Here is a 26,655-nt window from a genome sequence, read left to right as displayed (position 1 = left end):
ATGAATTTAATAGCTATATTTAAAATTAAATGACGTGTTTCTTCTATTATAAACAGCAACTAGTAACAGAATGGCCACGATTACAAATAGTCCAGTCTCTAGCGCGGTTAATAAGCTGTCTATGATAGTTACTTTGCCAGACATTAATTCACCTGAGACACTAAAGACTAGGGTATCAAGTAGGGTATGGAAGATAACCGGTACATAGAAGAGGTCAGTATATAAGTAAACACCACACATTAATAAGCCCATACCGAAAGCAAAAATGGCTTGATTGATTGTGTTACCTAAACTCTGACCTGCAGAAATATTACCTAAATGAATTAGACCAAAACAAAGGCTACTAATACCTGCGGCGTAAAAGATTTGATAACGATTGTTTTGAAAAGCTTTCAATAGAATTGTTAAGAAAGCATATCTGAATAGTAATTCTTCCGCCAAACCAGCTTCTAGACCACTAAGAACAAATTGAGGTTTAAATGAAATGCCTGAAAAGTTGAATGTAAAAAAGGACTTTAATAAGGTATTGCCGCCACCAAATGCATTCCACATAATAAACCAAATACTGATTACTAGTAATGGCACCATAACTTTAAAACTTGCAGCTTGCGATAAACGCATTTTAGGGTACTCGTAGTTCCAATGGTGCATAATGGTCAAAGTTAGGATTAAGAAAATCAAAGCTCCTAGAAAAGAAGAGTTAGTTAATAAACCAATAAACGGATTAAAATATAAAATTGTTCCATATGTCACGATACTGGATGCACCCATTGCAATAACTTCAAAAGTAAAAAAGACTGTAAGTAGTTGTAGCAGCTTATTCCTAATTCTTCCATAGAAGACAATCATATAAGGAAGATACATGACCAACATTGAAACTAACCACAAACCGATTGAGGTCGGTAAGTTCCAATTATATAGATGCATTGTGACATTGATTAGGTAGTAATAGGATTCAGCAATGATAAAAACCTGGAAGAATAACTGAAAAATAAAATTCATCCGATCCAAAATTTTATCTGGATTAGGTTTAAGATACAAAGCTAATAAATTAAGAATGATTGGCCCAAACAAATAAAGGTTTTTGGTTACCGCACTATAGCTAAAAATAATGAGTGCATTAAGGATTACTTGAACCTTGAACAAAATAAAATAAAATTTGTCTTTATTATTTGTTGGAAACCTGTTATTATAACTAAATTCGAGATTATTATTCAATTCACACCTCCATGGTTTCTTTTAGAGTATAGATGAAAATCGTTTTTTAAGAAAGCGGCTGACATTTAAAAAAATGCTTGATTTTACCTTGAAAATGTGGAGTTCATCGTGTAGTATTATAAGAGTGCTTATTTCGTATGGAAGTATGTACCAAAGTGATATTAAAATAATATCGACGGCTTAGAAGTGAGAGGTTGCGACACACCCGGCCGCTTTGCCACGGCAGGGCTGGCGGATATTTTCACGGAGCCGGTCATCTTGAAAGAGACAAAAAGGAGGTAACCCCATGGCAAGTCAAAAAATTCGCATTCGTTTGAAGGCTTATGAACATCGTATTCTAGATCAATCAGCTGACAAAATTGTGGAAACAGCAAAGAGAACTGGAGCTCAAATTTCAGGTCCAATTCCATTGCCTACAGAACGTTCACTATATACAGTGTTAGCTTCACCACATAAGCATAAGGATTCTAGAGAACAATTCGAAATGCGTACACATAAAAGACTTATCGACGTTGTTAACCCAACAAAGAAGACGGTTGATTCACTTATGAAGTTGGATCTACCATCAGGTGTTGACATTGAAATTAAATTATAATTATTAAAAAATAAATTATTGGAGGTGCAAACATGGCCAGAAAAGGAATTCTTGGTAAAAAAGTCGGAATGACTCAAATTTTCACTGACAACGGTGAACTTGTTCCCGTAACAGTTGTTGAAGCAACACCAAACGTTGTTATGCAACTTAAGACAGTTGAAAATGATGGTTATGAGGCCGTTCAACTAGGTTTTGAAGATAGACGTGAAGTTCTATCAAACAAACCTGCCAAAGGTCATGCAGAAAAGGCAAATACAACTCCTAAACATTACATTCGCGAATTCCGCGATGTTGAAATGGGAGACTACGAATTAGGTGGCAACGTTACAGTTGATACATTTAATTCTGGTGATATTGTCGACGTTACAGGTACAACAAAGGGACACGGAATGCAAGGTAACATCAAGCGTTTTGGTCAAGCCAGAGGTCCAGAAACTCACGGTTCTAGATATCACCGTGTTGCTGGTTCAATGGGTGCCATCATTAACCGTGTATTCAAGGGTAAGATGCTTCCTGGTGTCATGGGTAACAACCGTGTTACTACACAAAACCTTGAAATCGTTAAAGTTGATACTGAACACAATGCAATTATGATCAAGGGAAATGTTCCCGGTGCTAACAAATCATTAGTTAAAATTCAAACAGCTGTTAAAGCTAATCAAAAATAGGAAGGAGGAAATGAGTTATGACAAAAATCACAGCTTACAAAGATAACGGTGCTGAGAACGGTGCTGTTGAAGTAAAAGATGCAATCTTTGGTATCGAACCAAATGATAGTGTTGTTACAGATGCAGTCATCATGCAACGTGCATCAATGAGACAAGGTACTCATGATGTTAAGAACCGTTCCGAAGTACGTGGTGGTGGTAGAAAACCATGGCGTCAAAAGGGTACAGGACGTGCTCGTCAAGGTTCAATTAGATCACCTCAATGGGTAGGTGGTGGTGTCGTATTCGGCCCTACACCAAGATCTTATGCATATCACCTTCCTAAGAAGGTTAGCCGTTTGGCATTGAAGTCTGTACTTTCACAAAAGGCTGCTGACAGTAACCTAATCGTTATTGACTCAATTTCATACGACAAACCAAGTACAAAAGCTTTTGCACAATTACTAAATACAGTAGGTGCTGACAATAAAGCTCTTGTAGTTGTTGAAGATGGTAACGACAACGTTGCTTTATCAGCAAGAAACATTGATAAAGTTAAAGTTGTTGCACCAGAAGGTGTTAACGTTCTTGACGTTATTAACGCTAACAAGTTAGTTGTTACACAAGCAGCACTTTCTAAGATTGAGGAGGTGCTTGGATAATGAGCGCAAGAGACGTAATTATTCGCCCCGTTGTAACTGAAAGCTCAATGGATGCTATGAGCGACAAGAAATATACTTTCGATGTTGCCCTAGATGCTAACAAGGTTCTTGTTAGACAAGCTGTTGAAGAAGTTTTCGGTGTTAAAGTTAAACAAGTAAATATCATGAATGTTTCTGGTAAGAAGAAGCGCCAAGGCCGTTATGTTGGTTTTACAGCAAAACGTCGTAAGGCTATTGTTACACTTACAGCAGATTCAGATGAAATTAAGATTTTTGACGAAGAATAAATAAGGAGGTCCAATAATGGCGATTATCAAGTATAAACCAACCACAAACGGTCGTCGTAATATGACAGGTTCTGACTTTTCTGAGATCACTAAGACAACTCCTGAAAAGACACTTCTAGAATCACAAAGCCATACTGCTGGTCGTAACTCATACGGTCATATTACAGTTCGTCACCGTGGTGGTGGACACAAACAAAAATACCGTGTTATTGATTTCAAACGTATCAAAGACGGTGTAAAGGCTACAGTTAAGTCAATCGAATACGATCCTAACCGTACTGCTAATATTGCACTTATTCACTATTCAGATGGTGTTAAATCATACATCTTAGCTCCTAAGGGTCTTGAAGTAGGACAAGTTATCGAATCTGGTAAAGATGCAGATATCAAACCAGGTAACGCACTTGCACTTGCTGATATTCCTGTTGGTACAACAATCCACAACGTTGAATTGAAACCTGGTAAGGGTGGTCAACTTGGCCGTTCAGCCGGTACTTCAATCCAATTGCTTGGTAGAGATGGAAAGTATTCAATCTTACGTTTGCCTTCTGGTGAAGTTCGCTTGGTTCTTTCAACTTGCCGTGCAACTGTTGGTTCAATCGGTAATGAACAACATGAACTTATTAAGATTGGTAAAGCTGGTCGTAAGCGCTGGTTAGGTATGAGACCTACAGTTCGTGGATCAGTAATGAACCCTAACGATCACCCACACGGTGGTGGTGAAGGTAAAGCTCCTATCGGTCATCCATCTCCTATGTCACCATGGGGTAAGAAGACTCTTGGTAAGAAAACTCGTTCAACTCATGCCAAATCTGAAAAGCTTATCGTTCGTCATAGAAAAGGTAAGTAAACTATTCATTAGAATAATATAAGGAGGACATAAGATGAGTCGTAGTTTAAAAAAAGGACCATTCGCTGATGCACACCTTCTAAAGAAGATCGATGCACAAGCAGACTCTGACAAAAAGTCAGTTATCAAAACATGGTCAAGACGTTCAACAATTTTTCCTAGTTTTGTAGGATACACAATCGCAGTTCATGATGGACGTAAGCATGTTCCAGTTTATATCCAAGAAGATATGGTTGGACACAAGTTAGGTGAATTCGTACCTACACGTACATTCCATGGTCACGCAACAGATGATAAGAAGACAGCTAAGAAATAAGAAGGGAGACTTAAATGATGGCAGAACAAGAAATTACATCTGCAACAGCTAGAGTTACTAACGTGCGTATTGCACCTCGTAAGGCTCGCCTTGTTATTGACTTAATCAGAGGCAAACAAGCTGCTGAGGCACTTGCAATTTTGCAATTCACACCTAGAGCAGGCTCTCCAATTATTGCTAAAGCTCTTAAGTCAGCAATTGCAAACGCAGAACATAACTTTGATTTAGATGCACAAAACTTATTCGTTAGCGAAGCATTCGTAGACGAAGGACCAACTCTAAAACGTTTCCGTCCTAGAGCAAAAGGTTCAGCATCACCAATTAACAAGAGAACAAGTCACATTACAGTAGTTGTAAGTGAGAAAGAATAGTATAGGAGGTAACTTTTAGTGGGTCAAAAGATTAATCCAGTCGGATTCCGTGTCGGTGTAATCCGTGACTGGGATGCCAAATGGTATGCAAACAACAAAGACTTTTCAACATTTTTACATGAAGATCTTAAGATTCGTAAGTATATTGAAGACAAACTTTCAAATGCTTCTGTCTCAAGAATCGAAATCGAACGTACTGCTAAGAACGTTACTGTTTCAATTCACACTGCCAAGCCAGGTATGGTAATTGGTAAGGGTGGTTCTGAAGTTGAAAAATTACGTAATGAACTAAACAGTCTAACTAACAGAAACATTCACATCAACATCATCGAAATCAAGAAACCTGATCTAGATGCAAAACTTGTTGGTGAAAGTATCGCTCGTCAACTTGAAGCTCGTATTGCTTTCAGACGTGCACAACGTCAAGCAGTTCAACGTTCAAGACGTGCCGGTGCTAAAGGTATCAAGGTACAAATTTCTGGTCGTTTAAACGGTGCCGATATGGCTCGTCGTGAATGGCATACAGAGGGAACTGTTCCTTTGCACACATTGCGTGCTGATATCGACTATGCTTGGGTTGAAGCAAAGACAACTTACGGTAATTTAGGTGTTAAGACTTGGATCTACCGTGGTGAAGTTCTTCCTGCTAAACCACAACACAACAACGAAACAAAAAATGAAGGGAAAGGAGAATAATCTATGCTAGTACCAAAACGTGTAAAACACCGTCGTGAATTCCGTGGAAAGATGCGCGGAGAAGCTAAAGGTGGAAAAACTGTTACATTCGGTGAATACGGCTTGAGATCACTTGATTCAAGTTGGATCACTAACAGACAAATTGAAGCAGCCCGTGTTGCTATGACTCGTTACATGAAGCGTGGTGGTAAGGTTTGGATTAAAATCTTCCCTCATAAATCATACACTGCTAAGGGTGTAGGTGTTCGTATGGGTAATGGTAAAGGTGCTCCAGCTGGTTGGGTAGCTCCAGTTAAACGCGAAAAGATTTTGTTTGAAATCGGTGGCGTTTCTGAAGAAGTTGCTCGTGAAGCTTTGAGACTTGCATCACACAAACTACCTGTTAGAACTAAGTTTGTAAAACGTGAGGAAGTAGGTGGCGCTGATGAAGGCTAATGAAATCAAAGAGCTAACTGCTGCTCAATTGCAAGACAAGGTTAAAGAATATAAAGAAGAACTATTCAACTTGCGTTTCCAACAAGCTACTGGCCAATTGGAAAACACAGCTCGTCTAAAGGCTGTAAGAAAGAATATCGCAAGATTAAGAACAGCTCAAAACCAAAAGAATAACGAAAAATAATAAACAGGAAGGGGACATCAAGTTGAGCGAAACACAAGAAACTCGTAACCGTCGTAAAGTATATCAAGGACGCGTTGTTTCAGATAAGATGGATAAGACAATCGTTGTCGTTGTTGAAACTACAAAACAACATCCAGTTTATGGAAAACGTGTAAGATATTCTAAGAAATATTACGTTCAAGACGATAACAACGAAGCAAAAGTTGGCGATATTGTACGTATCATGGAAACTCGACCTTTGTCAAAGACAAAGCGCTTCCGTTTATTAGAAATCGTCGAAAAAGCAGTCACAATCTAGACTATAACTGATGAGAGGAGGGCCAAAACGTGATTCAACAAGAAAGTCGTCTAAAAGTTGCAGATAATTCTGGAGCTCGTGAAATTCTAACAATTAAAGTTCTTGGTGGTTCAAACCGCAAGACAGCTAATATCGGTGATATTATCGTTGCTACTGTCAAACAAGCAACACCAGGTGGCGTTGTTAAAAAGGGTGACGTTGTTAAAGCTGTTATCGTAAGAACTGTATCAGGTGCTCACCGTACAGATGGTTCTTACATCAGATTTGATGAAAACGCCGCAGTTATTATTAATGCTGATAAAACACCTAGAGGAACACGTATCTTCGGACCCGTTGCTCGTGAACTACGTGATAACGATTTTATGAAGATCGTATCCCTAGCACCAGAAGTGCTATAAAAAGAACAATTAAATTCAGGAGGTGCTGAACAGTGTTTGTAAAAACTGGAGACAATGTCAAAGTTATTGCTGGTGACGCTAAAGGCAAAACTGGTGTAGTTAAAAAAGCTATGCCTGCTGTCAACAAAGTTATCGTCGAAGGCGTTAACGTCGTAAAGAAACATTCAAAGGCAACCAGCGCTCAACCCCAAGGTGGAATTGTTGACGTTGAAAGACCTATTAGTGCAACTAACGTTAAAGTTGTAAGTAAGACTGATAAAGAAGATAAATAAGAAAGGAGAAAACTAAATGGTTAACGCATTAAAAGAAAAGTACGTTAGCGAAATCACACCATCAATGATGAAGAAGTTCAACTATTCATCAATCATGGAAACACCTAAAGTTGAAAAGATCGTTTTGAACATGGGTGTTGGTGACGCAATTGCTAACTCAAAGAATCTTGACGAAGCTGTTGAAGAATTAGGTTTGATTTCAGGTCAAAAACCTTTGATCACAAAAGCTAAGAAATCAATCGCTGGTTTCAGACTTCGTGAAGGTATGTCAATCGGTGCTAAGGTTACACTTCGTGGCGACCGTATGTATGACTTCCTTGACAAACTAATCAACATTGCTTTACCACGTGTTCGTGACTTCCGTGGTGTATCAACACGTTCATTCGATGGCCGTGGTAACTACACACTAGGTGTTAAAGAACAATTGGTTTTCCCAGAAATTGACTACGATAAGGTTAACAAAATTCGTGGATTGGACATCGTTATTGTTACAACTGCTAACACCGATGAAGAATCACGTGAACTATTAACTCAAATCGGTATGCCATTCACAAAATAATAGGAGGTAAATTCATTGGCTAAGAAATCACAAATCGTACGTAATCATAGACCCGCAAAGTTCTCTTCACAAGCTTATACACGTTGCGAACGCTGTGGACGTCCACATTCTGTATATCGTAAGTTCAAGCTTTGCCGACTTTGCCTTCGTCAATTGGCTCATGAAGGTCAAATCCCTGGTATGAAAAAAGCTAGCTGGTAAGATTTTTAATATAAAAAGGAGGCAAATCAAATGGTCATGACAGATCCTATTGCAGATTACTTAACACGTATTCGTAATGCAAACATGGTTAAACATGAATCTCTAGAAATTCCTGCTTCAAACATCAAGAAGAGTATGACAGAGATTCTTAAGAATGAAGGATTTATCAAGGATTACGAAGTTATCGAAGATAACAAACAAAACGTACTTCGTATTTTCTTAAAATATGGTAAAGATCAACAACGCGTTATTTCAGGCTTGAAGCGTATTTCAAGACCAGGTCTACGTAGTTATGTTGATTCAGATAACGTGCCAAAGGTTCTTAATGGATTAGGTATCGCTATTCTTTCAACTTCAAAAGGTGTTATTACTGACAAAGAAGCCCGCGCTCAACACGTTGGTGGAGAAGTAATCGCTTATATTTGGTAATATACTTAAAAAGTAAGGAGGTGCACTAATTTGAGTCGTATCGGTTATAAAGTAATTGAAATTCCTGCAGGAGTTACAGTTACTCAAAAAGATGAAAACATCACTGTTAAAGGCCCTAAGGGTGAATTAACAAGAGAATTCAGTCCAAAAATCAAGTTGACTATCGAAGGTAACGAAGCTAAGTTCACACGTGAAAGTGAAAATGATAAAGCTCTTCACGGAACAATGCGTTCAAACCTTAACAACATGATTATTGGTGTTACAGAAGGTTACGAAAAGAAACTTGAACTACGAGGTGTTGGTTACCGTGCACAAGTTAAAGGTGACACACTAACACTTTCAGTTGGTTACTCACATCCAGTTGTTATGGATGCACCAAAAGGTATCAAGATCGAATCTCCTTCAAACACAGAAATCAACATTCTAGGTATTTCAAAGCAAAAGGTTGGTCAATTTGCTGCTGAAATCCGCGATGTACGTTCTCCAGAACCTTATAAAGGTAAAGGTATTCGTTATGTTGGCGAATATGTACGTCGTAAAGAAGGTAAAACTGGTAAATAGTAAATAAATCTATGAGGTGAAAATTGTGATTAACAAACCAGACAAAAACAAAGCACGTCAAAAGCGTCAAAGACGTATCCGTGCCAAAATCTCTGGTACTGCTGAGCGCCCACGCTTAAACGTATTCCGTTCGAATAAAAACATTTACGCTCAAATTATTGATGACGTAAAGGGTGTAACGCTAGCAAGTGCCTCAACTCTTGATAAAGAAATTAAAGACGGTTCAAAAGTTGAACAAGCTGAAGCTGTTGGTGCATTGGTTGCACAAAGAGCACAAGAAGCTAAAATTAGCAATGTAATCTTTGATCGTGGTGGTTACTTATACCACGGACGTGTTCAAAGTCTTGCTGAAGCAGCTCGTGAAAATGGGCTAAAATTCTAGAAGGAGGAAACCAAATTTATGACATATATCGATCCATCTCAATTAGAATTAGAAGATCGCGTTGTCTCAATCAACCGTGTTACTAAGGTTGTTAAAGGTGGACGCCGTCTACGTTTTGCTGCTATCGTAATCGTTGGTGACAAGAATGGTCACGTAGGTTTCGGTACTGGTAAAGCTCAAGAAGTTCCTGAAGCTATTCGTAAAGCTGTTGAAGATGCTAAGAAGAACCTTATTAGTGTTCCTATGGTTGGTTCAACAATTCCTCATGAAGTTATCGGTACTTACGGTGCTGGTAGAATCATGTTGAAGCCTGCTGAAGAAGGTTCTGGTATTGCTGCTGGTGGTGCCGTTCGTGCCGTCATCGAATTATCAGGTGTTGGTGATGTTACAAGTAAGTCACTTGGAAGAAACACTCCAATTAACGTAATTCGTGCAACAATCGAAGGATTAAAACAACTTAAGACTGCCGAAAGCGTTTCTGAAATGCGCGGAATCTCAGCCCAAGAATTGCTTAACTAGAAGAAAGGTGTGTAATAATGGCTAAACTTAAAATTACTCTAATTAGAAGTGCAGCTCACCGCCTTCCTGCTCAACGTAAAACAGTTAAGGAACTAGGACTCGCAAGAGTTTCAAGTTCTGTTGTTAAGCCGGATGATGCTGCAATTCGTGGTGCTGTACGTAAAATCGCTCACTTAGTAAGCGTTGAAGAAGTTAAAGATTAATAAATTTATAAGAGATTAGGAGGTGCAATAATGGAACTAAACGAACTTAAGCCAAGTGCAGGCTCAAGACACTCAAGAAAGCGTCTAGGTCGTGGTACTTCAAGTGGTACAGGTAAAACTGCTGGTCGTGGTCAAAAAGGTCAATTGGCTAGATCAGGTGGTAAGACACGTATCGGTTTTGAAGGTGGACAAATGCCTTTGTTCCGTCGTATGCCAAAACGTGGATTCAATAACATCAACCGCAAGGAATATGCTATTGTAAACCTAAGTGATTTAAGTAAGTTTAATGATGGTGCTGAAGTTAATGCAGAAACATTAAAAGAAGCCGGAATCATTAAGAAACAATATAATGGTGTTAAGTTGCTTGCTAACGGTGAGGTTAGTGCTAAGTTAACTGTTAAAGTTGCTAAGAGTTCAGCCGCAGCTACTAAAGCAATTGAAGCCGCTGGTGGCACTGTAGAGGTGATCTAATGCTTAGAACTATCAGAGATGCTCTAAAGGTAAAGGAAATTCGTAAGAAGATTCTGTTTACCTTGATGTTACTTGTTATATATCGTTTGGGATCTCAAATTACCGTTCCCGGTGTTAATGCCGCGGCGATGGATAAAGTTGGTTCTACCGGATTAGTTCCCCTATTGGATACTGTAACCGGTGGTGGTCTTTCAAACTACTCTATTTTCTCAATGGGTGTTTCGCCATTCATCACGGCCCAAATTGTTGTTCAACTTTTGCAAATGGACATTGTTCCTAAATTTGTTGAGTGGAGTAAACAAGGTGAAGTTGGTCGTAGAAAGTTAAATCAAGTAACGAGATATTTGACGATTGTTTTAGGTTTTGTTCAGTCAATCGGTATTACTGCCGGTTTTAACCAATTAAGTGGTTTAGGATTAGTTAAATCTCCTAATATGAGAGCTTTCATAACTATCGGTATCATCTTAACAGGTGGTACGATGCTTCTTACTTGGATTGGTGAGCAGATTACTGATAAAGGTTTGGGTAATGGAGTTTCCGTAATTATCTTCGCTGGTATTATTGCTAGATTCCCTAATGGAATTCAACAAATTTACCGTGATTATATTACAAATGCTAGTTCCGCTGATCTTGCTAAGAATATTGGATTCCTTGTTGGCCTTGTGGTCATCATTTTGATTGTTGTTCAATTTGTTACATTTGTTCAACAAGCAAATAGAAGAATTCCTATTCAATACACAAGACGTGCTGCTGGTAGCGGTAGTGAAAGTTTTCTACCATTGAAGGTTAACGTTGCTGGTGTTATTCCTGTTATTTTCGCTAGTTCATTTATTGTAACGCCTCAAACAATTTTGATGGCATTCCAAGCAAATCACAGTGAAGATCAATGGTATCAAGTATTAACAGAAATATTCAGTATGCAAACTACAACAGGTTCTATTATTTATACATTGTTGATTGTGTTATTTACATTCTTCTATGCATTTGTTCAAGTAAATCCTGAAAAGCTTGCAGAAAACCTACAAAAGCAAGGGGCTTATATCCCTGGCGTTTGGCCTGGTAATGAAACAATCAAGTTCATGTCAGGTGTATTGATGAAACTATCAACCGTCGGAGCTGCGTTCCTAGGTCTAGTTTCATTGCTTCCATTGTTGGCAGCTAACTTGTTCAATTTACCTCAATCTATTGGATTAGGTGGTACGAGTTTATTGATCATCGTTGGTGTTGCTTTGGAAATGGATCGTCAATTACGTGGTCTTTTGATGAAACGTGAATACGTTGGATTTATTAGATAATTGGAGATGTGACAATGAATATTGTATTGATGGGATTGCCTGGTGCAGGTAAAGGTACTCAAGCAGAAAAGATTGTTGAAGATTTTAAAGTTGTTCATATTTCAACTGGTGACATGTTTAGAGCAGCCATGGCTAACAAGACAGAAGTTGGTCTTAAGGCTAAAGGGTTCATCGATAAAGGTGAACTTGTTCCGGATGATGTTACCGAAGCTATCGTCGAAGAACGCTTAGCTGAAGATGATGTTCAAAAAGACGGATATATGTTAGATGGATTTCCGAGAACTCTTGAACAGGCTAATGCTTTACAGACAATTGCAAAGAATGTAAACAAACCGATAGATGCTGTCATCTATATCGATGTAAAGCCTGAAACACTAGTTGATCGCTTATCTGGAAGATATATTTGTTCTAATTGTGGAGCAACATATCATAAGATCTATAATCCTACAAAGGTTGAAGGTACATGTGACGTCTGTGGCGGCCATGACTTCTATCAACGTGAGGATGACAAGCCTGAAACTGTTAAGAATAGATTGAAAGTTAATATTGAAATGAATACACCATTAATTGATTTTTATGACAAGTTGAACTTGTTACACAAGATCAATGGTGAACAAGAAATAGATGAAGTTTATAACGAAGTTAAGAAAGTTTTACAAAACTTGTAAGACTTTTTGCTTTGAATGTTTACATGTACGGAAAATTATTGTATAATTCGCCAGTATATGCAGAATAATTTCATCCCGTATGGAGGTTAATATCTTTGGCAAAAGAAGATGTCATTGAAGTAGAAGGTACAATTTCAGAAACATTGCCTAATGCGATGTTTAAGGTAAAGCTTGAAAATGGAGCTACAGTACTAGCCCATGTATCAGGTAAAATCCGTATGCACTACATTAGAATTTTACCCGGTGACAAGGTTACCGTGGAATTATCCCCTTATGATTTAACCAAGGGAAGAATTACATATAGATATAGATAATAAGTTTTTTAATGGAATGGAGGTTCCACAATATGAAAGTAAGACCATCCGTTAAACCTATGTGCGAACACTGTAAAGTAATTAAGAGACGCGGTCGCGTCATGGTTATTTGCTCTGCAGATCCAAAGCACAAACAAAGACAAGGATAATAAAATAGGAGGTGCAGTGATTAATGGCTCGTATAGCAGGTGTAGATTTACCTCGTGATAAGAGAATTGTTATCGCTCTAACATACATTTTTGGTATTGGCGAAACAACAGCTCAAAAAGTGCTTAAAGATGCAGGCGTATCTGAAGACGTTCGTACAAGAGACTTAACTCCTGATCAAGAAGATAAAATTCGTGCAGAAGTTGATAAAGTGCGTGTCGAAGGTGACTTACGTCGTGAAGTAAGCATGAACATCAAGAGACTACAAGAAATTGGCTCATATCGTGGTATGAGACATCGTCGTGGTTTGCCAGTTCGTGGACAAAACACAAAGAATAACGCAAGAACTCGTAAGGGTAAGAAGATTACCATTGCCGGTAAGAAGAAGTAATTATAAGATAGGAGGTTAATCATGGCACAAAGTAAAGGTCGTAAGCGCCGTACTAAGAAGCATATTGAATCTGGTGTTGCACATATCCACTCCACATTCAACAATACACTTGTTATGATCACTGATGTTAACGGTAATGCCGTTTCATGGTCATCAGCTGGTGCACTAGGATTCAAGGGTAGTCGTAAATCAACACCATTTGCCGCACAAATGGCTGGAGAAGCAGCTGCTAAAGAATCAATGGAACATGGTATGAAAACAGTCGAAGTAGCTGTTAAGGGTCCTGGTTCAGGTCGTGAAGCTGCAATCCGTTCATTACAAGCTACTGGTTTGGAAATTACTGCTATTCGTGATGTTACACCAGTTCCTCATAATGGTTCTCGTCCTCCAAAGCGTCGTCGTGTATAGAATGGTTGTATACCCATATGAACTACGCTACACACATTTCGTTTTGAAAGGGGAACTAACCGAATGATCGAATTTGAAAAGCCATCTATTACTTCTGTTGAAGAAAGTAGTAGCTATGGTAAATATATTATCGAACCGCTTGAAAGAGGCTATGGTACAACTTTAGGTAATTCATTACGTAGAGTCTTGTTAGCATCATTGCCTGGTACTGCGGTATCTGATATTCAAATAGATGGTGTATTGCATGAATTCTCAGCTATTGATGGCGTAATCGAAGACGTTACACAAATCGTGCTTAACGTGAAGAAATTAAAGCTTAAGTCTTATGCTGAAGACAGCTTAAAGGCAGAAATCGACATTGTTGGTCCTGCTACTGTTACAGCAAATGACATCAAAGCTGATGATGACTTGGAAATCCTCGATCCAGAACAATTTATTTGTACTGTTGCCGAGGGTGGACACTTCCACATGCAAATGACAATTAAAAATGGTCGTGGATATACTCCTGCAGAACAAAATAAGACGGACGAAACACCTATTGGTGTTCTTCCAGTTGACTCAATTTTTACACCTGTAGAAAAAGTTAACTATCAAGTTGAAAACACTCGTGTGGGTAAGAGAAACGACTTCGACAAATTAACAATCGATATCTGGACAAATGGTTCAATTGGACCACGCGAAGCTATTAGTTTGTCAGCTAAGATTCTTACAGAACATCTAAACAGTTTTGTAAACCTTACTGAAGAAGCTAAGAGTGCTGATATGATGATCGAAAAAGAGGAAACTCAAAAAGAAAAGAAACTTGAAATGACTATTGAAGAACTTGATTTATCAGTTCGTTCATATAATTGTTTGAAGCGTGCCGGTATTAATACTGTGCAAGAGCTTACTGAAAAATCCGAAGCAGATATGATGCGTGTTCGTAACTTAGGACGCAAGTCACTTGTTGAGGTTAAAGAAAAGCTTGCTGATCTTGGATTATCATTGAAGCAAGAAGACTAATAATATCAAATTCAAACAGGAGGTATAGACATGGGCTACCGCAAATTAGGACGTAACAGTTCACAAAGAAAAGCAATGTTACGCGATTTAACTACTGATTTAATCATTAATGAACACATTGTTACAACTGAAACTCGCGCTAAAGAAATCAGTCGTACAACAGAAAAAATGATAACCTTAGGTAAACGCGGAGATTTGCATGCTCGTCGCCAAGCTGCTGCTTATGTTAGAAACGAAGTTGCTAACATTACAGAAGATGATGACGCAGTTGTTGTTCAATCAGCTCTTCAAAAACTTTTCAGTGACATCGCACCTCGTTACAAAGAACGTAATGGTGGATACACACGTATTTTGAAGACAACTCCACGTCGTGGAGATGCTGCTCCAATGGTTATTATTGAATTAGTTTAATAGTAATTGTTTATTAATATTTAAAAAATCAGTCATTCTGATGAATTAGTGAGTGTTAAGATGATGGTCGTTTACGACTAAGTCTATCTCTGAGATCTCTGTAAAAAGGGACACTAATTTATCGAATGATTTTTTTTTACCCAAATTTTGTTATTATATATTTAAAACGTGTTTTGGATGCCGCCTCCGAGTATGAGAAATTTAGGCCGCCATGGGACCGACCTGAGCCAAGGTCTCAGGTCTCGATTTTGAGCCTTGCATAAACCGCAAGTCTCAAAAGTCGTCCGTGGTGTAAGCACTAAAGTGCTAACGCCACTTTCACGGCGGCCTAAATTTCTCATACCCGGAGGCTAGTGTATTAATTTCTTTGAATTGTTTTATTGAGAATATATACTTACTGTTAATGGTTCAATTTCTTTAATTGGATTTATCTTTTGAATCAAAACTAGCTAGTTGATATTTCTCCACTCTGGAAACAGAATATTTAAATAAAACACGTTACATTAGGGGAGATAACTTTTGGAAAAAATCATTTCTATTAAAGACTTAAATTATACATATCCAGAAGCTAAGCGTTCGGCTATTAAGAATCTCTCACTCGATATTTATAAGAATGAGTGGTTATCAATTGTTGGTAAAAATGGTAGTGGAAAATCGACACTGACAAAATTGATTGATGGTCTTATCGAGGCGGATTCGGGAACTATTGAAATTGATGGTCAAATTATTGATGAAAAGAGTATTTGGGACGCTCGGACTAAAATTGGTATTATCTTTCAAAATCCTGATCATCAATTTGTTGGAGCTACGGTCGAAGATGATGTGGCTTTTGGTTTAGAGAATCAAGGTATGCCACGTGAAGAGATGGTTAAAGCAATCGATGAGGCTTTAGCTTTAGTTAAGATGTCTGATTTTAAAAAGCGTGATCCGCAATCATTGTCTGGTGGTCAAAAGCAACGGGTGGCGATTGCTGGTGTTTTAGCAACTAAACCACAGATTGTGATTATGGATGAATCGACTAGTATGTTGGACCCTGATGGACGTCGGACTGTTTTGAATTTGGTTAAGCAATTACGGAGTCAACAAGACTTGACTATTATTTCGATTACTCACGATATTGAGGAGACCGAATTGTCACAACGAATCGTCGTTTTGAATGATGGTCAAATTGTTAGAGATGGGAAACCGGAAGATATATACAATTTGGGGTCTGATTTGGAAAAATTTGGCCTTGAGGAGCCTTTTACTAGTGAATTGGTCTCAACACTAAGGGATACAGTTAAACTCCCTAAAGGGTATCTAAATGAAGAGGAGCTAAAGGAACAATTATGGAAATTATTTTCGAACATGTAACACATGCATATGACCCTAATAGTCCAACAGTGAATCTTGGTTTAGATGATGTTTCTTTTAAGATTCAAGATAAGAAATTTACTGCTATCGTTGGGCAAACTGGTAGTGGTAAATCGACTTTAGTTCGTCATATTAATGCACTTTTGAAACCTACTTCGGGAACGATTACGGTTGGGGACCGTGTTATTACACCAGAGACGAATAATAAGAATCTTAAACCACTACGTAAGCAAGTTGGCATGGTTTTTCAATTTCCAGAAAGTCAATTATTTGAAGAAACTGTGGAAAAAGATATCATGTTTGGGCCAATGAACTTTGGTGCAAGTGAGTCGGAAGCTAGAGAAGCTGCCCACAAAATGATTAAATTGGTAGGATTAGATGAATCACACTTGAGCCAGTCACCATTCGACTTGTCAGGTGGACAGATGCGGCGGGTGGCGATTGCTGGTGTTTTAGCTAGTGATCCGGAAACGATTATTCTAGATGAACCTACCGCTGGTCTAGATCCAGTTGGTCGTAAGGAAATAATGGAACTCTTTAAAAATTTACAACGGCAAGGGAAAACGATTATCCTAATAACGCATAATATGGACGATGTGGCTAATTTTGCTGATGAGATGGCAGTTATCCACCGTGGAAAACTAATTGCTGAGGGCATACCACAAGAAGTTTTCAACAAGCAAGAGTTATTGCAAGATGACTTGTTGACGTTACCTAAGAGCGCCGCATTTGCAAAAGATTTATCAAGAAAAGGTTTTCATTTTGACCGACTACCGATTACAATTAACGAGTTAGGAACTGAGATTAAACAACAGTTAAATGGTGATTAAGTAATGGATAAAATAATATTGGGGAGATACTTGCCCGGGGATTCGATAATTTATCGTCTGGATCCACGTGGTAAGTTCTTATTAACGTTTTATTTTGTGGGGATTGTCTTTTTAGCAAATAATGTCGTCTCATACGCGTTTTTGTTAGCATTCGTCTTATTTGCAGTGTATTTATCAAAAATCAATTTTGGGTTCTTCTTGAAAGGATTGAAGCCAATCTTTTGGCTGATTTTGTTTACAGTTGCGCTGCAGTTGTTATTCACACCAAGTAGTCATCCGATTTGGCATTGGGGGATTTTTACCTTTTCTAAAGAGGGGCTAGTGATCGCTGGTTATATTTTTATCAGGTTCGTGTTAATTATTTTTATTTCCACATTGTTAACATTAACGACGACGCCAATCGAGATTTCCGATTCAATCGAGAGCATTCTCAAGCCATTGAAGAAAATCAATTTTCCAGTGACTCAAGTTGCTTTAATGTTGTCGATTGCCTTGCGATTTGTACCGTTATTAGTGGATGAGACTACAAAAATCATGGATGCTCAACGTGCGCGTGGTGTCGATTTCGGTGAAGGTGGATTAATCAAGCGGATTAAGTCGTTTGTACCAATTTTGATTCCACTCTTTGTCAGTAGTTTTTCAATTGCTTATGATTTAGCAATTGCTATGGAATCACGTGGCTATAAAGATGGTGAAGGCCGTAGTAAGTACCGAGTTCTCAGTTGGGATAAACGGGACACAATTATGGTATTGTCTATGGCTGCTGTGACAATTATTTTATTATTCTTACGGAGTTATTAATTTATGACAAGATACAAACTGACCATTGCATACGATGGGACAAAGTTTCATGGTTTTCAGCGTCAAAATGAATTACGAACGGTTCAAGGTGTTTTAGAGAAAGCATTAAGTAAGATGACTAAGGGTCAACATATTGATGTGTTTGGCTCTGGTCGGACCGATGCTGGGGTACACGCTTTTGGACAAGTGATCCATTTTGATTATCCTGGTAGTATGCCGGCAGAGAACATGCTACGAGCAATTAATTCTTTAATGCCGCTAGATGTTTTAGTTAAAGCTGCCGAAATCGTGGACGAAAACTTTCATGCACGATTCGGTGTCAAACGCAAAACTTATCAATATCGGGTCGATTGTGGACATTATACGGACCCATTTAAAAGGTTTTACACAGGTCATTACCCATATGCGTTGTCTGTGGATAAAATTCAAACAGCTATTAAAGATCTCGAAGGTGAACACGATTTTACAAGTTTCGCTGCTTCGGGTGGGGTAATAGAAAATAAAGTTAGGACTATCTATTCTGCGTCATGTGTGTATAATAAGAACAATGACGAATTAGTTTTCGAATTTACAGGCAATGGCTTCCTATATAATATGGTTAGAATTTTAGTTGCTACTCTGTTAGAGATCGGTAATGGGCGCAGGGATGTACACGACTTCTTGAGGTTGTTTGAAGTGAAGGACCGACAAGAAGCACGTGGAACAGCACCTGCTAGTGGGCTATATTTAAAAGAAGTTTTTTACGAATAATCTGTGGATAAATATTGACTTGAAGTCGAAATCACAGTATTATTGTAACTGGTATTGTTTGCCCCACGATAAGCCCCGGAAACTTATTGAGTTGTCAAACAGACGTAGAAACTGGAGGAAATTAAAGTGCGTACAACACCATTAGCAAAAGCAAGTGAAGTTGAACGTAAATGGTATGTAATCGACGGTGAAGATGTTGTCTTAGGTAGACTTTCATCAGTTGTTGCTTCTATTCTTAGAGGTAAGAACAAACCAACTTACACACCTAACGTTGATACAGGTGATAATGTTATTATCATCAATGCAGATAAAGTTAGATTAACAGGTAAAAAGGCTAAGAATAAGATTTATTATTCTCACTCAGATCACCCAGGTGGGTTGAAGAGTATCAGTGCCGGCGAAAAGAGAGCTACAAAGCCAGAACGCTTCGTAGAAGACTCAATTCGTGGTATGTTGCCTAAGAACACACTTGGTCGTCAAGAAATCAAGAAGTTGCATGTATATGCAGGTTCAGATCACAACCACCAAGCACAAAATCCAGAGATGTTGGATATCAACAAACTAATTTAAGGAGGAAAAGAATTTGGCACAAGTATCATATGCCGGAACAGGCCGTCGCAAGGACTCAGTTGCTCGTGTACGCCTAGTACCCGGAAACGGAAAAATTACTATCAACAAACGTGATGTCAAAGATTACATTCCTTTTGACAATTTGATTGCTGATATGAAACAACCTTTAGATGTCACTGAAACAGCAGACAGCTATGACGTTATTGCTAACGTTAACGGTGGAGGCTTCTCAGGACAAGCTGGAGCAATTAGACATGGTATCGCTAGAGCACTACTTGATGTTGATCCTGATTTCAGACCATCACTCAAGTCAGCTGGCTTCCTAACACGTGACCCTCGTATGAAGGAACGTAAGAAACCAGGTCTTAAGAAAGCCCGTAAGGCTTCACAATTCTCAAAACGTTAATATTTATATTTCCAGTTTTGGATCAAAAAACATCTCTCAGTGTGAGGGATGTTTTTTTGTTATGATAGTCGTGGGAAAAGAGGATATAAAATGTTAAATATTGAAAAGTTATCCACAGAATATCAATAAACTACACCTGGAACGAGTGTAGTTTAGTCAACGTTAAAGTTGCATGTTTAAAGACAGAGTTATTTTGTCCCCAGAGTTAGTAGGACGAAAAATCCCCCCAGTATCTAACTGGGGGGATTTTTGATTTGAATACCACTCAAAAGCTGAATGTGTCACGGTTTATCCAATACTTTGAATAATTGAATTATTGTAGCGTCAATTGTTAAGTCAGTATGAAGTGGCAAGTAAACATTGATTTTTCCGTTTTAGAATACATGGTTAAGACTCTTTCGATTCATGAAGTAGATTAGCCAGATGATAGGAATGGTTACCAGCATCACCGGATAGAACCACGTAATTGGAACGGTACTTCTAATCAAACCACCAAGAATTGGTCCCAATGACATACCGAGATCCATACCGATATAGAACGTACTATTCGCTAATCCTTGCTCGTGATGTGGTGCAATTAAGAGCGCGGTCGCCTGACAAATTGAAAACATAAGGCCATAACCACCAGCTAAACCTAATGCAGCGATGAACATCATGATATTATTGGACAGATGAGCCAATGCTAATAAGCCAATTAGGGTACTCCCTAGACTTACGTACAAAAACTTACCAAATGCCACCGAATCAAAAAGGTCCTTTAGTGACATTCTCAAAACTAACAAGAGGATGGCGTAGATTGGAAAGAAGCTGCCAACCGCTACTTTGGAATGAATTGATGCCACGTAACTAACGATATATGCCTGTGTGGAGAAATATGGTAATGCAAATAGCATGAGAATCATAGCAATCGGTAATACTTGTGGTTGAACAAGACGGAACTTTTTGTGTTGTTCTGTACCAGCAGGCTTTTTCACAGGGTGCCCATGATCTGTTACTAGTTGCACGAGCGCAACCATTAAGACACTGGAAACTACAGAAGCTATGAACACATAACGATAACCAAAGTGCTGGTAAAGAAAGATACCTAGCGCAGGGGCCAAAGCCATACCAAGTGCATTCATCAAACCATAAATTCCCATACCAGAACCGACACGTTCTCTAGGCAATAGATTGGCCATCCAAGTTGCCATGCAAACGGTGCACAACACATAGCCGATACCGTTGATTACTCGAATTACTAGTAACCAAACGGGGTTAGTGGCAATCACATAACCAACAGATGCAATTATCAGGAAAATTCCTCCTAGTGAAGATAGTCGGTATTTGGAATACCTATCAACAAGGTTTCCAGCTATCGGACGTAGTATTAGTGATGTGATGTTCATGAGCCCGGCAATCATTCCAGCCAAGAGGGTAGAACTACCCAAACTCTCAGAGAAGCCTGTAATTAGGGGATTTATCAGCATGGGACTAGACAGATAAAAGAAGCTGGCTGCCAAGATTAATATGATGTTGCGATTATAAACATGTTTCTTCATTCTTTACCTCGATTCAAATTATTTACAGATCGTTCTATTAGTGCCAGAAACTGTGCTTTCTCTTCATCAGAAAAGCCATTAAGAAGCTGTTCCCCCGTATGCGAACCATTTTCTTGTAAGTGATTGCGCATGGTACGTCCGGCATCCGTTAGTGACACCAGCTTGGCACGATGGTCGTTGGGATTTTCGGTTAGTTCAACCAGACCTTTTTCATTTAATTTCTGTGTGATTGCTTGGGCGCTTTGATGTTTAATATGTTGAAAATCTTTCAAATTTGAAATCGTACTGTTTGGATAATCAGCAAAAAAATTTAGCGTATCGGCTTGATATGTGGTGATATTTAACATGCGAATGTGCTGGTTACGAGTCGCAACCAGTTGGTTGGCAAGCTCAAGGATACGCCGTGCCACGATATATTCTTGATTAAAATCCATAAAATGCCTCCTTAATTTTATACAGCAGACTGTATAAATTATACAGTTTACTGTATAGGTAATCAAGATTGGCTCGCTGTCTATTAACTCATTGTGTGCCACTTAAGACGGTAAAATGTATGTTTGTCTAATAGAAATAACGTCACAACGACCATTTTTTAGGCGTCGTGACGTTTGGGGATGTGGGTATTAATGGTAATTACTGCCTGATATTCATATTTCAAGCATCAATGCTAGAAAGCTGAACATGTTTAATCTCACTTTTTTTGTTATTATAAATGTGGGAAAAGAGGATCTAAAATGTTAAATATTGAAAAGTTATCCACAAAGTATCAAGTCAAAAGGTTAACAACAACGGATGCTGACCATGCCTTGAACTTAGTTCAGAGTAATTCCAGTTTTTTCAATTTCTGCCCACCGGCACCGACAAGACACAGTATTTTAGAGGATATGAAGGTTGTTCCGGCAGATAAAACGTTGGCTGATAAGTATTATTTAGGGTTTTATCAAGCTAATAAGTTAATAGCAATTGTTGATCTAATCGTCGGTTATCCAGCGGAAATGGATGCCTGGATTGGATTTTTCATGGTTGATGCTAGTGTGCAAAAACAAGGTATTGGTTCAACAATTATGACGGATTTAGTTAACGCATTGTCAGGGACTAAATTAAAGCGTATCGAAGTGGCCTATCCAAAAGGCAATGCTCAAAGCCAACAGTTTTTATTGAAGAATAAGTTTATTTCTATGGATCGTGAAGTACCGGTTCCAGGATACACAATGGTTATTATGGAAAAAGTTTTCCACAGTAAATAAAAAGTGCTACATTATTTGAAATTGAATGTGTTAAAAAAGGGTTAGATATTTTTTCTGGATATATACCAAGAAAAAATATCTAACCCTTTTATATTCGCTACTATAACCAAAGTTGAGAAAGAATTCAAAATCGGATTACTGGCGCCATTATTTTAATGCTGGAAAGCTAAACGTGTTTTGTTCCACTAGCTTGATCCTATTTTGCTACAAGATCGGTATAAATTGTAATTGCCACCATGAGTAGAATGCCAATTCCGATTAGACTCAAAACAATCAGATGGCGTTTCTTATTCATTAAGAAGACGGCCACAAATTCTCGAATTAGAGCATTGGGTAAGAAGTAGAATTTTGTTGGTGCTCCAATACCATTTGCTGCTAGACCAGCCATTTTAGCGTATAGACCGGCACGAAAGATATGATAATTATTACTGAAAAATTTGATATAAGCATCATCAGTTCCGTAATCTTTTTGAATGATAGCATTAGAAAATTGCATATTTTGTAAGGTATTACGGGACTTATCTTCCAAGATAACCAAGTCTTTATTCCACCCATGCTCAATCGCATAGTTGGCCATGGCGGCTGCTTCGGATAACTTTTCATCAGGTCCTTGTCCGCCTGAGAAGACAATTTTAGGTGCTGGACGTCCCTTTTTGATTTGCTTATTACCAAATTTAATCGCGGCATCAATTCGATTACCAAGTAATCTAGAAACTGTGTCACCATTGATTAAGCCAGCTCCTAGAACAATCAAGTAGTTAGCTTTGTAACGTCGAGGGACGAATTGGTATAGTAACGCACTTGCTAAGTAGTTGTAAGAACATAGAAGTAAGTATACCCCGATGAGCGGTAAGCCAGATATTAAAGTGTTAAACCAGTCTGGAAGAAAACGAGAATGACCAACCATAAATGAGTTGGCAAACCAGAGTGCAATCAAGAAAATCGCTAAAAATAAAGTTAACATATTCGATAAAGTATGACTCTCACGCTTCCAAACAACAATGGCGTTCCATAGTAATAACGCCCACATGAAGAACATTGTCAGAAAGATGACACCCACAATTAGTACGAACAAGACGCCCATAACGACAATGAATTCTGAATTACCAGTTGTAAATATTAGAACGGCTAATTCAGTGAGAAAAGTAATAAAGAAGATCGTAAATGTTATTCCATGGATTAGTCGTCGAGGTTCTCTAAGCCAAAAGAATAAGAAAATTCCGAATAGAACAATTGTTGCAATCCCCAAATAGATTGAAGTTTTTTGCAAGATGTCCAAATACGAAGAAAATTGATTCATAAAATCACCTCAGTATGACAAAATGTAGTTTCCCCCAAAACAATCATATTAATTCTATCATAATGCGGTATCAAGGCCGAGTAAGAGTCACTGGTTTTGCCAATGTCTCGTATTTTTTAACGAAAACTTCTTTGGAATCGTCGTAGTCTGGGTATTGGGAGGCTAACTTAGCTTTTAGTTCACCAGGAACTACTTTAATGTGTCGCATCTTGCTCCTCCTTTGTTTGAATAATAAAATATGTCACAGCGTATTAAACCGAAATACTTATTTAGACTTATTAATACTTACAGATACTTATAAAATGTTAAACTATTTAAAGGAGGTGGAAATATGTATCAAGAACAACGTTTAGAAGAAATTTTAAAGCTATTACGAGATTCAGATAGCTTGACTAGTGAACAAATGATTGAATACTTTCATGTTTCTCGTGATACAGTTCGACGGGATTTCGCCAAATTGTCACAAGCAGGTAAGGTTAAACGAGTTCACGGCGGTATCATGCAATTACCAACTAGTAATGAAATTGTTTCGTTTAATGAACGATTGAATGAATTTAGTGAGGCAAAGAAACACATAGCAACGTTAGCTCTACCATTTGTACAATCTCAAGGTACATATTTCTTTGATGTTTCGACGACGATTTTAAAGTTAGCTCAGATTGTCGATACAGAAGCAACAATTTATACGCATTCGCTTGATAATACCATTATGTTAAGCGCTAATCCCAAAATTAATTTACATGCTTTGGGAGGCCAATTTTATCCTAAAAACCGTTTCTTTTATTCATTACAAGAGGCCGAAATCTTGAAACATATACATTTTGACGTGGTATTCATTGGGGCTGCTGGATTAAAAGATGGCCAAGTTAGTTTTGAAGATCAGACAGATGCATATCTTAAGCGATTAATTTTACAAAATGCCAAGGTTAAAATTTTACTAGCTGAGAATGCTAAATTTACTAAAGAAGCCACATATTCAATTGGTGATTTGAGTGAGTTTGATTATTTACTGACAGATGTGAAACCAGAGGAAAAATATTTGACTGCTACTTCGGTTAAATATTAGGGAGGGGCAATTATGGATATTAGATTAATTTTAAGTGATATTGATGGAACAATTTTAAATGACGAAAACATGGTTGATAGTGATTTAAAATCAGTCATTTCTGAATTACGTCAACAAGGTATTCCTTTTGTTTTAGCATCAGCGCGCTCACCTGAAGGGATGTTACCCATTGCCAAAGAATTGGATGTTATGGATAACCCGATTGCGTGTTATAACGGTGCTTTAGTTGTTAAAGATCTCAATAAAAAAGACTATACAACAATATTGAGTCATGAACTGGAAATTGAAGAAGTTCGTCAGGTAGTTCAGATAGTTCGTCGACGTTTTCCTAACGTTTCAATTAATTTATATTCAGGTTCAGATTGGTATGTTGAAAGAAGAGATAAGTGGACAGAAATTGAATCTGAAATTACCCAATTACAACCAATCATAACGGACATAAATCAATTCGTTAGTGAGCATCAAAGTCCAATTCATAAGCTTCTATTGATCAGTGAGCCTAAAGAAATAGAGCAAGTTTTAGACTACCTTCGTAACGCTATAATGCCCAATAGTTTGTTTTATTTATCAAAACCTAATTACTTGGAAATAACTAGTAGTCAGGTGTCTAAGGAAAAAGCACTAAGAGAGCTAGCAAAGGTATACAATTTATCACTTGATAAAACAATGGCTCTAGGTGATAACTTCAATGATGTTCCAATGTTGAAATTGGCTGGACTAGGTGTTGCAATGCAAAATGCCCCAACCGAGGTCAGAAATTGTGCTAAGGTAATCACGAAGAGCAATAATCAAAATGGTGTTTCTAAAGCCATTGAGAAATATGTTTTAAAATGAAAGAAGTAATTATTATGGATAAGATTTCCATTATTAGAGGAGATATTTCATATTTACCATTTCACGTTGATGCAATTGTTAATGCAGCTAATAGTGCCTTAGTTCCAGGTGGGGGTGTTGATGGGGCTTTGAATCGAAAAGCCGGTCCCAATCTGGGACGTGATATGATATCTTTCGGTGGTACTCCTACCGGAACTGCCGTCTACACTAAGGCCTATGATTTAAACGCTGACTATGTAATTCATGCCGTTGGTCCCCGTTATAACGATGGTGAACATGGGGAAAAACAGTTATTGAGTGATGCTTATAAAGCTTCCATGGAAATGGCAAAGAAACTACAGGTCAACTCGTTAGCAATACCGTTTCTCAGTACGGGTATTTACAGTTATCCTTTGGAAGAAGCCATTGCAGTGGCAATTGATACAGTTAAAAAATTTGATTTAGATGCAAAGATTTATTTTGTGGCATTTGACGATACGACGGAAGAATTGGCGAAGAAATATCTAAGTGCTAAAAAATAAGTATGCTTGCAATGTTAAGAATGATACGAAAAGTAATATTAAATATTCGAATATAAGTTTAAAAATAAGAAACACCCACCTATATCAACATAGATGGATGCTTTTTTTTATATTTTAGATTGATTTGAATTTACTTAAAATAAAATAATAAAAAATTGGTTTGTAATTATATTCGTTTTTGTTGTATTAGCCCCTTATTAGTAGTCTAAATAAGATTTTTTGAATATTCTAAAAATACTAGGTTATAGA

At 37.9% G+C, this 26,655-nt stretch carries 44 protein-coding genes; 39 read left to right on the top strand and 5 right to left on the bottom strand.

Translation table 11 applies throughout. The annotated features are described in order from the left end of the window. Positions 1-6: 6 nt before the first annotated feature. Complete coding sequence (locus D1B17_RS10220) at positions 7-1,218, bottom strand: CPBP family intramembrane glutamic endopeptidase (RefSeq protein ID WP_120141828.1); 1,212 nt, start codon at positions 1,216-1,218, stop codon at positions 7-9. Positions 1,219-1,504: 286 nt separating this feature from the next. On the opposite strand from D1B17_RS10220, the gene rpsJ reads away from it, so the two are divergent. From rpsJ to rpsI, 35 genes are all read left to right on the top strand, one after another. Continuing rightward, a complete protein-coding gene (rpsJ, locus tag D1B17_RS10215; RefSeq protein ID WP_010018513.1) occupies positions 1,505-1,813 on the top strand; it encodes a 30S ribosomal protein S10 in 309 nt (102 codons plus the stop codon). Between the two features lie 32 nt (positions 1,814-1,845). After that, entirely contained in the window at positions 1,846-2,481 is a 636-nt protein-coding gene (rplC, locus tag D1B17_RS10210; RefSeq protein ID WP_120141829.1) for a 50S ribosomal protein L3, read from the top strand. A 17-nt stretch (positions 2,482-2,498) separates the two neighbouring features. Next, positions 2,499-3,122: a 50S ribosomal protein L4 gene (gene rplD, locus D1B17_RS10205; protein ID WP_119325783.1), complete on the top strand. Its 624-nt coding sequence runs from the start codon at positions 2,499-2,501 to the stop codon at positions 3,120-3,122. Beyond that, on the top strand, positions 3,122-3,409 hold the full coding sequence (gene rplW, locus D1B17_RS10200; RefSeq protein ID WP_041501332.1) for a 50S ribosomal protein L23: 288 nt from the start codon (positions 3,122-3,124) through the stop codon (positions 3,407-3,409). Before rplD ends, rplW begins: the two co-directional genes overlap by 1 nt. Positions 3,410-3,425: 16 nt before the next feature. Continuing rightward, a complete protein-coding gene (gene rplB / locus D1B17_RS10195) occupies positions 3,426-4,259 on the top strand; it encodes a 50S ribosomal protein L2 (protein WP_120141830.1) in 834 nt (277 codons plus the stop codon). 34 nt (positions 4,260-4,293) lie between these two features. After that, a complete protein-coding gene (rpsS, locus tag D1B17_RS10190) occupies positions 4,294-4,575 on the top strand; it encodes a 30S ribosomal protein S19 (RefSeq protein ID WP_120141831.1) in 282 nt (93 codons plus the stop codon). Positions 4,576-4,592: 17 nt separating this feature from the next. Next, complete coding sequence (rplV, locus tag D1B17_RS10185) at positions 4,593-4,946, top strand: 50S ribosomal protein L22 (RefSeq protein ID WP_120144181.1); 354 nt, start codon at positions 4,593-4,595, stop codon at positions 4,944-4,946. Between the two features lie 18 nt (positions 4,947-4,964). Further along, entirely contained in the window at positions 4,965-5,642 is a 678-nt protein-coding gene (gene rpsC / locus D1B17_RS10180; protein WP_120141832.1) for a 30S ribosomal protein S3, read from the top strand. A gap of 3 nt (positions 5,643-5,645) precedes the next feature. Continuing rightward, positions 5,646-6,077 carry a 50S ribosomal protein L16 gene (gene rplP / locus D1B17_RS10175; RefSeq protein ID WP_120141833.1) on the top strand — a complete coding sequence of 144 codons (432 nt, stop codon included), beginning with the start codon at positions 5,646-5,648 and terminating at the stop codon, positions 6,075-6,077. Next, positions 6,067-6,261, top strand: coding sequence for a 50S ribosomal protein L29 (gene rpmC / locus D1B17_RS10170; protein WP_057891245.1), 195 nt, complete (start codon positions 6,067-6,069; stop codon positions 6,259-6,261). The genes rplP and rpmC overlap by 11 nt, the downstream gene beginning before the upstream one ends. A 22-nt stretch (positions 6,262-6,283) precedes the next feature. Next, on the top strand, positions 6,284-6,559 hold the full coding sequence (gene rpsQ, locus D1B17_RS10165; protein WP_120141834.1) for a 30S ribosomal protein S17: 276 nt from the start codon (positions 6,284-6,286) through the stop codon (positions 6,557-6,559). Between the two features lie 29 nt (positions 6,560-6,588). Further along, entirely contained in the window at positions 6,589-6,957 is a 369-nt protein-coding gene (rplN, locus tag D1B17_RS10160; RefSeq protein WP_025084417.1) for a 50S ribosomal protein L14, read from the top strand. A gap of 32 nt (positions 6,958-6,989) precedes the next feature. Continuing rightward, the gene (gene rplX / locus D1B17_RS10155) at positions 6,990-7,229 is read left to right on the top strand and encodes a 50S ribosomal protein L24 (RefSeq protein WP_120141835.1); all 240 of its coding nucleotides are present in this window, start codon (positions 6,990-6,992) and stop codon (positions 7,227-7,229) included. Positions 7,230-7,245: 16 nt separating this feature from the next. Further along, positions 7,246-7,788: a 50S ribosomal protein L5 gene (gene rplE / locus D1B17_RS10150; protein WP_057891242.1), complete on the top strand. Its 543-nt coding sequence runs from the start codon at positions 7,246-7,248 to the stop codon at positions 7,786-7,788. Between the two features lie 15 nt (positions 7,789-7,803). Beyond that, positions 7,804-7,989 carry a type Z 30S ribosomal protein S14 gene (locus tag D1B17_RS10145; protein ID WP_010018530.1) on the top strand — a complete coding sequence of 62 codons (186 nt, stop codon included), beginning with the start codon at positions 7,804-7,806 and terminating at the stop codon, positions 7,987-7,989. Positions 7,990-8,019: 30 nt separating this feature from the next. Beyond that, a complete protein-coding gene (gene rpsH / locus D1B17_RS10140; RefSeq protein WP_102196865.1) occupies positions 8,020-8,418 on the top strand; it encodes a 30S ribosomal protein S8 in 399 nt (132 codons plus the stop codon). 30 nt (positions 8,419-8,448) lie between these two features. Further along, positions 8,449-8,979 carry a 50S ribosomal protein L6 gene (gene rplF, locus D1B17_RS10135; RefSeq protein WP_120141836.1) on the top strand — a complete coding sequence of 177 codons (531 nt, stop codon included), beginning with the start codon at positions 8,449-8,451 and terminating at the stop codon, positions 8,977-8,979. 16 nt (positions 8,980-8,995) lie between these two features. Next, complete coding sequence (gene rplR / locus D1B17_RS10130; protein ID WP_276606940.1) at positions 8,996-9,361, top strand: 50S ribosomal protein L18; 366 nt, start codon at positions 8,996-8,998, stop codon at positions 9,359-9,361. Between the two features lie 18 nt (positions 9,362-9,379). Beyond that, on the top strand, positions 9,380-9,880 hold the full coding sequence (rpsE, locus tag D1B17_RS10125) for a 30S ribosomal protein S5 (protein ID WP_120141838.1): 501 nt from the start codon (positions 9,380-9,382) through the stop codon (positions 9,878-9,880). Positions 9,881-9,897: 17 nt separating this feature from the next. Beyond that, positions 9,898-10,083, top strand: a complete 186-nt coding sequence (gene rpmD / locus D1B17_RS10120; protein WP_057891238.1) for a 50S ribosomal protein L30 — start codon at positions 9,898-9,900, stop codon at positions 10,081-10,083. 30 nt (positions 10,084-10,113) lie between these two features. Then, on the top strand, positions 10,114-10,554 hold the full coding sequence (rplO, locus tag D1B17_RS10115; protein WP_120141839.1) for a 50S ribosomal protein L15: 441 nt from the start codon (positions 10,114-10,116) through the stop codon (positions 10,552-10,554). Then, positions 10,554-11,849 carry a preprotein translocase subunit SecY gene (gene secY / locus D1B17_RS10110; RefSeq protein ID WP_120141840.1) on the top strand — a complete coding sequence of 432 codons (1,296 nt, stop codon included), beginning with the start codon at positions 10,554-10,556 and terminating at the stop codon, positions 11,847-11,849. The genes rplO and secY overlap by 1 nt, the downstream gene beginning before the upstream one ends. Before the next feature lie 14 nt (positions 11,850-11,863). Beyond that, complete coding sequence (locus D1B17_RS10105; RefSeq protein ID WP_057891235.1) at positions 11,864-12,517, top strand: adenylate kinase; 654 nt, start codon at positions 11,864-11,866, stop codon at positions 12,515-12,517. A gap of 95 nt (positions 12,518-12,612) precedes the next feature. Then, the gene (infA, locus tag D1B17_RS10100; protein WP_010018544.1) at positions 12,613-12,831 is read left to right on the top strand and encodes a translation initiation factor IF-1; all 219 of its coding nucleotides are present in this window, start codon (positions 12,613-12,615) and stop codon (positions 12,829-12,831) included. 32 nt (positions 12,832-12,863) lie between these two features. Further along, positions 12,864-12,980, top strand: a complete 117-nt coding sequence (gene rpmJ / locus D1B17_RS10095; protein ID WP_010018546.1) for a 50S ribosomal protein L36 — start codon at positions 12,864-12,866, stop codon at positions 12,978-12,980. Between the two features lie 23 nt (positions 12,981-13,003). Continuing rightward, positions 13,004-13,369, top strand: coding sequence for a 30S ribosomal protein S13 (gene rpsM / locus D1B17_RS10090; RefSeq protein ID WP_120141841.1), 366 nt, complete (start codon positions 13,004-13,006; stop codon positions 13,367-13,369). A gap of 21 nt (positions 13,370-13,390) precedes the next feature. Next, the gene (gene rpsK, locus D1B17_RS10085) at positions 13,391-13,777 is read left to right on the top strand and encodes a 30S ribosomal protein S11 (protein ID WP_025023834.1); all 387 of its coding nucleotides are present in this window, start codon (positions 13,391-13,393) and stop codon (positions 13,775-13,777) included. Positions 13,778-13,840: 63 nt separating this feature from the next. Beyond that, positions 13,841-14,779 carry a DNA-directed RNA polymerase subunit alpha gene (locus D1B17_RS10080; RefSeq protein WP_057891233.1) on the top strand — a complete coding sequence of 313 codons (939 nt, stop codon included), beginning with the start codon at positions 13,841-13,843 and terminating at the stop codon, positions 14,777-14,779. Positions 14,780-14,809: 30 nt separating this feature from the next. After that, on the top strand, positions 14,810-15,190 hold the full coding sequence (gene rplQ / locus D1B17_RS10075; protein WP_041501353.1) for a 50S ribosomal protein L17: 381 nt from the start codon (positions 14,810-14,812) through the stop codon (positions 15,188-15,190). 519 nt (positions 15,191-15,709) lie between these two features. After that, the gene (locus D1B17_RS10070; protein WP_120141842.1) at positions 15,710-16,543 is read left to right on the top strand and encodes an energy-coupling factor ABC transporter ATP-binding protein; all 834 of its coding nucleotides are present in this window, start codon (positions 15,710-15,712) and stop codon (positions 16,541-16,543) included. Then, on the top strand, positions 16,519-17,373 hold the full coding sequence (locus tag D1B17_RS10065) for an energy-coupling factor transporter ATPase (RefSeq protein WP_120141843.1): 855 nt from the start codon (positions 16,519-16,521) through the stop codon (positions 17,371-17,373). Before D1B17_RS10070 ends, D1B17_RS10065 begins: the two co-directional genes overlap by 25 nt. A 3-nt stretch (positions 17,374-17,376) precedes the next feature. Further along, positions 17,377-18,174 carry an energy-coupling factor transporter transmembrane component T family protein gene (locus D1B17_RS10060; protein WP_120141844.1) on the top strand — a complete coding sequence of 266 codons (798 nt, stop codon included), beginning with the start codon at positions 17,377-17,379 and terminating at the stop codon, positions 18,172-18,174. Between the two features lie 3 nt (positions 18,175-18,177). Continuing rightward, the gene (gene truA / locus D1B17_RS10055; RefSeq protein ID WP_120141845.1) at positions 18,178-18,924 is read left to right on the top strand and encodes a tRNA pseudouridine(38-40) synthase TruA; all 747 of its coding nucleotides are present in this window, start codon (positions 18,178-18,180) and stop codon (positions 18,922-18,924) included. A gap of 126 nt (positions 18,925-19,050) precedes the next feature. After that, positions 19,051-19,494: a 50S ribosomal protein L13 gene (rplM, locus tag D1B17_RS10050; RefSeq protein ID WP_120141846.1), complete on the top strand. Its 444-nt coding sequence runs from the start codon at positions 19,051-19,053 to the stop codon at positions 19,492-19,494. A 13-nt stretch (positions 19,495-19,507) separates the two neighbouring features. Beyond that, positions 19,508-19,900 (top strand): 30S ribosomal protein S9, encoded by a 393-nt coding sequence (gene rpsI / locus D1B17_RS10045; protein WP_010018559.1) that lies wholly within the window; start codon positions 19,508-19,510, stop codon positions 19,898-19,900. Between the two features lie 374 nt (positions 19,901-20,274). On the opposite strand, the gene D1B17_RS10040 is transcribed toward rpsI, so the two are convergent. Continuing rightward, entirely contained in the window at positions 20,275-21,438 is a 1,164-nt protein-coding gene (locus D1B17_RS10040) for an MFS transporter (protein WP_120141847.1), read from the bottom strand. After that, positions 21,435-21,872, bottom strand: coding sequence for a MarR family winged helix-turn-helix transcriptional regulator (locus tag D1B17_RS10035; protein ID WP_120141848.1), 438 nt, complete (start codon positions 21,870-21,872; stop codon positions 21,435-21,437). Before D1B17_RS10035 ends, D1B17_RS10040 begins: the two co-directional genes overlap by 4 nt. A gap of 300 nt (positions 21,873-22,172) precedes the next feature. On the opposite strand from D1B17_RS10035, the gene D1B17_RS10030 reads away from it, so the two are divergent. Beyond that, complete coding sequence (locus D1B17_RS10030; RefSeq protein WP_120141849.1) at positions 22,173-22,685, top strand: GNAT family N-acetyltransferase; 513 nt, start codon at positions 22,173-22,175, stop codon at positions 22,683-22,685. 196 nt (positions 22,686-22,881) lie between these two features. Here D1B17_RS10030 and D1B17_RS10025 read toward each other — a convergent pair whose 3' ends face one another. Next, positions 22,882-23,985, bottom strand: a complete 1,104-nt coding sequence (locus tag D1B17_RS10025; protein WP_120141850.1) for a YdcF family protein — start codon at positions 23,983-23,985, stop codon at positions 22,882-22,884. 70 nt (positions 23,986-24,055) lie between these two features. Beyond that, positions 24,056-24,193 (bottom strand): hypothetical protein, encoded by a 138-nt coding sequence (locus tag D1B17_RS12650; RefSeq protein ID WP_166806671.1) that lies wholly within the window; start codon positions 24,191-24,193, stop codon positions 24,056-24,058. 123 nt (positions 24,194-24,316) lie between these two features. On the opposite strand from D1B17_RS12650, the gene D1B17_RS10020 reads away from it, so the two are divergent. From D1B17_RS10020 to D1B17_RS10010, 3 genes are read left to right on the top strand one after another with little or no spacing between them, the layout of a single operon-like run. Continuing rightward, positions 24,317-25,051: a DeoR/GlpR family DNA-binding transcription regulator gene (locus tag D1B17_RS10020; protein WP_120141851.1), complete on the top strand. Its 735-nt coding sequence runs from the start codon at positions 24,317-24,319 to the stop codon at positions 25,049-25,051. A 12-nt stretch (positions 25,052-25,063) separates the two neighbouring features. Next, positions 25,064-25,885, top strand: a complete 822-nt coding sequence (locus D1B17_RS10015; protein ID WP_120141852.1) for a Cof-type HAD-IIB family hydrolase — start codon at positions 25,064-25,066, stop codon at positions 25,883-25,885. Next, complete coding sequence (locus tag D1B17_RS10010) at positions 25,882-26,406, top strand: macro domain-containing protein (protein ID WP_240704403.1); 525 nt, start codon at positions 25,882-25,884, stop codon at positions 26,404-26,406. Before D1B17_RS10015 ends, D1B17_RS10010 begins: the two co-directional genes overlap by 4 nt. The last annotated feature ends 249 nt before the right edge of the window (positions 26,407-26,655 follow it).

The organism is Companilactobacillus zhachilii (assembly GCF_003606365.2).
Taxonomy (GTDB): Bacteria; Bacillota; Bacilli; order Lactobacillales; family Lactobacillaceae; genus Companilactobacillus; species Companilactobacillus zhachilii.
The sequence above is the reverse complement of the archived record's forward strand: the minus strand, read 5'-3'. Positions and strand labels throughout refer to the sequence as shown.